Annotated in this window: 1 protein-coding gene and 1 pseudogene; one reads left to right on the forward strand and one right to left on the reverse strand. The window is 71.9% G+C overall.

The genetic code is table 11. From position 1 onward, the window contains the following. Positions 1–1,916, reverse strand: a 1,916-nt coding sequence (locus ACFU6K_RS37860) for a glycoside hydrolase family 6 protein (RefSeq protein ID WP_380671028.1), incomplete at its 3' end; no start/stop codon positions are given. Between ACFU6K_RS37860 and ACFU6K_RS37865 the strand changes: the two are divergent. Further along, positions 1,900–1,993 (forward strand): annotated as a pseudogene (locus ACFU6K_RS37865) (MFS transporter); the annotation flags it as partial. The gene ACFU6K_RS37860 and the pseudogene ACFU6K_RS37865 overlap by 17 nt on opposite strands.

Below are 1,993 nucleotides of genomic sequence, written 5' to 3' on the forward strand. Positions count from 1 at the left end.
GTGTTGCCGCCCGAGTAGGTCGCCTGGAAGCCGAAGCTGGTGGTGGCGTTCGGCGCCAGGGCGCCGTTGTACGCCTGGCTGGCGGCCGTCACGGCGGCGCCGCTCTGGGTGGTGGTGGCGCTCCAGCTGCTGGTGATCTGCTGGTTTCCGCCCCACCTCCAGGTGACGGTCCAGGCCCTGGTCGCCGTCGTGCCCGTGTTGGCGACGGTGACACTGCCCGTGAAGCCGTTGCCCCAGTCACTGCCGACCGCGTAGGTGGCGGAGCAGCCGCTGCTGCCGCCACCGCCGGACGTCGCCGTGATGGCGGTCACCGCGGCGGAGGCGGGGGAGGTGTTCCCGGCCGCGTCCTGCGCGGTGACGGTGTACTGGTAGGCGGTGGCGGGGGAGAGCCCGGAGTCGGTGTGGCTCGTGCCGGTCGCGGTCGCGACCTTGGCCCCGTTCCGGTACACCGAGTAGCCGGTCACGGCGGCCGGACCGGTGGAGGCCGCCCAGCTGAGCGACACGCTGCTGCTGGTCGTGCCGGTGACGGTCAGTCCGCTCGGCGCGGTCGGGCCGGTGGTGGTGCCGCCGGAGCCGTCGAACGCGGGGTAGGCGTTCTGGACCAGCTGCCGGAACTGGGCGGGGAACCACTGGCCCGCCGGGACGTTGCCGTCGGGCATGGAGCCGGTGGGGTAGGTGTTGCCGTTCCCGTCGCTCTGGGTGCCGTTCGGGTCGCAGTGCGGGTCGCCGTGGGGGTGGGTGGCGCTCGGGTAGTCGCCGTCCGACTCTCCCGGCGGCTTGACCCACAGGAACGCGATGATCGGGCTGCCCGCGCCGTACGGCCGGGACTGCGGGCGGGCACCGATGCCGGCGCCTTCGATGTTGCACCAGTCGCCGCGGAAGGGCTTCCGGTCGACCTTGTTGGCCGCGACGTACGCGTCCACCGTGGTGGGGCCGGAGTTGAGCGCGGTGGGCCGGGCGGGGCCGCCCCAGCCGTTGCGCGAGGTGTCGACCAGCATGCCGATGCTGCTCGGGAACCCGTTGGACACCAGGGTGGAGTACATCGCCGTGGTGTAGTGGTACTCGTCGAACACGGGGTTGTACTGGTAGAAGCCGGCCGACTTCAGCGGCTGCCCGCCGACGGTGAGCTCCGGGTCGGAGAGGAACGGCTCGGTCAGCGGAGTGGTGTTGGCGGTGTCGCTGATGAAGCCGTCGACGCTGGCGAACCCGGCGGTGGTGGCCTGGGCGACCTTCGCGTACTCCCGGCCCGCCGGCACCATGTTGGTGGACCAGCCGAGCCAGCCCGCGTGGCCGATGTCCAGGTAGTTGTACACGTTGGGGATCGCGTGCAGCTTGTCGAGCGCGTACGCGACGCCCGACTCGTAGTACGGCGCGGTGGTGGCGCAAGCCGGCTTGGACTGGTTGGTGACGGTGTTGGGCAGGGAGTCCGGCTCGATGACGGCCGCGATCCGCAGGCCCGCGTACTTCGGGTTGCCGAGGACGGCCGCGATCGGGTCGATGTACTGCGTCTCGTACGTGTTCAACCCCGCTGCTGTGGCGGGGAGTTCGCCGTTGGAGGCGATGGCGGCACAGTCCCGGCCGGGCAGGTCGTAGACGACGACCTGGAGGACGACCGGCGTGCCTCCCTGCTGTTGCTGGGCGAGGGCGTGGTCCAGGTGGGCCTGGAGGCCGAGCCGCCCGCCGTCGCCGGCGATCGCGCCGATGTGGTCCATCCAGACGGCGGTGGGGTTGGCGGCGACCTGCGCTTCGAGCGCGCCCAGGGCGCCGCCGTCGGCGGAGGCCTGGGCCTTCACCGCGGCCGTGTAGTCGGGGTTGAGGTAGCCGGTCGCCCCGGCGAACGGGTTGGCGACGTGGACGGTGGCCGCGGGGGCCGCGAGCGCGGGGGTGGCGGTGCCGATGTCCGGCGCGTACGTCATGTACACGATCTTCGCCCTGCTCTCGATCCCCTTCGTGTGGCTGTGCGTCCCGGAGACGAAGGGGAAGACTCTGGAGG

This window comes from Kitasatospora sp. NPDC057512 (assembly GCF_042802135.1).
In the GTDB taxonomy this organism is placed as follows: domain Bacteria; phylum Actinomycetota; class Actinomycetes; order Streptomycetales; family Streptomycetaceae; genus Kitasatospora.